Genomic DNA, 2,003 nt, shown 5'->3' with positions numbered 1-2,003 from the left:
CACGGGGGAGGTGTCTCCCTCGGTGTGGACGATCCGGGGGCCGTTGGGGGTCCACAGTGCGACGCCGGTCCGGTTCATGGGAGCGACGATAACGGGGTCGGTGGTGGTGGTCATGTCGGTTACTCCGTTTCTTATACGCGTATGCGCGTAATGGGTGTGGTGGTCTGGGGCCGGGGATGGGACCGGCCCGGGGTCGGGCCGGTCACTCACCCTGGGCGAGCTTCCGCTTCAGGCGGTTGTATCGGGCGCGGTGGTCGGTGCCGGGGCAGTAGAGCGCCGGACGGCCGCCGGGGGTCTGCTGGATCTCCGAACCACAGAACCGGCACCGGCCCGGCTTGTGCTCCTCGGCTTCGGCCGGCGGGGTCTGCTGCTGGCCCTGCTCCTGGTCGTCGCGGCGCAGTTCGACCACGTTGGTCTTCTTCTGCTCCTCGTCCTCCGGCAGTCCCAGCGAGGGCAGCACCGGCCGCGGGGCATCAGCCGGACGGCCGAAGATCCGCACCAACTGTTTGATGTCCTCGTTGGTCACCCGGTAGAAGCGGGCCCGGATCGCCATACCGCCCTCTTCCGGCGAGTCGATATAGGCAATGCCCTGCTCATCGGACTTGATATCGGTCGCGGCGACACCGCGCTCGGATGCGCCCGGCCCGAACACCATGAGCTCCTGCTGCTGGGATGCCTGCCGGAGTCCGACCATCATCGGGAACATGTCGCGCAACAGCTCGAACACCTCTTTCGCGGCGTTCTGCGTGGCGACCAGCACCGTGATACCGAACGCACGGGCGCGCGAGAGCAGCGAGAGCAGCAGCCGCGCGGCGTACTTGGCCACGGTGGTTTCCTTGGCCTCCATGCCCTCGAACGAGATGTTCGGCTTGATCTTCAGGTCACCGGAGATCTTCAGCAGGTCCAGAATCTCGTCAATGATCAGCAGAATCTGAGGGTTGCCCGGCTCCGGGACGAACTCGCGTGCCGCCTCACCGGTGCGCATCGCGTGCTCACGGACCGGATTCGCCCGGGCCTCCATCTTGCGGACCAGGTTCTCAAGGATCGCAATGGCCTGCGGGACCTGCCACGCGAACGCGGCGAACAACCGGTCACCCGCGCCCATCTCGGCACCGAACTTCAGATCGATCACGTGCAGCTCCACGCGGCCGGCCTTCACGTCCGGAGCGACCCCGGCGATGAGCGACCACAGCACACCGGACTTACCGGAGCCGGTCAGACCGGCCAGGAAGATGTGAGTACTCCACACCGCCATGTGGTGGTGCTGCCCGTCGTCGCGCATACCGACCCGCACGGCCTTCAGGTTCACCGGAGACGCGTCGGGAGCCTCCAGCCGTACCGAGGTCCGCAGCGGGTTGCGCACCTCCAGCTCCAGGGAGACCACCTCACCGTCCGCGGCCACCAGGCGCACCTTGGGCACCCGCAGCGACGCGGCGATATTGTCCAGCCGCAGACGTACGTCGTTGGCCGAGGGGCCCGGCGGGAGCAGCAGCCGCACCCGCGCGCCGAGATGGGATTCCCGAATGCCGTTGTCGGGGTGGTGGCCCGGATCCTGTCCCGGGACCAGAGTCGGGAAGGTGCCGGGGAACCCGGTGTTCGGGTTCGGCGCGATGCCGATACCGACGCGCGGGTGGGTCCACATCAGCGCGGCCTGGAACGGGTCGGTCAGGATATCGATCGCGTACTGGGTGCGCTCGGGGAACTGCGAGAGCCACCGCAACCGCGCGGCGTATGCCTGTTCGATCGCGCGCCGCTCGGCACGGTTGCGGGCCACCTTCGACCACACGATGAGACCGGCGACGGTTCCCGCGGCACCGACCAGCCCGGCCGGACCGGTCCAGCCATTGACGCCCATGTTCTCCAGCGTGAAATAGGAGACCATCCCACCGAAGGTCACGACCGGCACGCTGACCACTCCGGCCACGACGAGAGCCCCGCCCGACGAACTCGCCTTGCTCACCTGGTTCATGCCGTTGCCCATGTTGCCCACCTCGCTTCGCCCC

Annotated in this window: 1 protein-coding gene; it reads right to left on the bottom strand. The window is 67.7% G+C overall.

The genetic code is table 11. The annotated features are described in order from the left end of the window. Positions 1 to 202 precede the first annotated feature (202 nt). Positions 203 to 2,003: FtsK/SpoIIIE domain-containing protein (locus NFL01S_RS33465; protein WP_218019658.1), on the bottom strand; the 1,801-nt coding region annotated here is incomplete at its 5' end.

This window comes from Nocardia flavorosea NBRC 108225, from assembly GCF_001613385.1.
Classification (GTDB): Bacteria; Actinomycetota; Actinomycetes; order Mycobacteriales; family Mycobacteriaceae; genus Nocardia; species Nocardia flavorosea.
The sequence above is the reverse complement of the archived record's forward strand: the minus strand, read 5'-3'. Positions and strand labels throughout refer to the sequence as shown.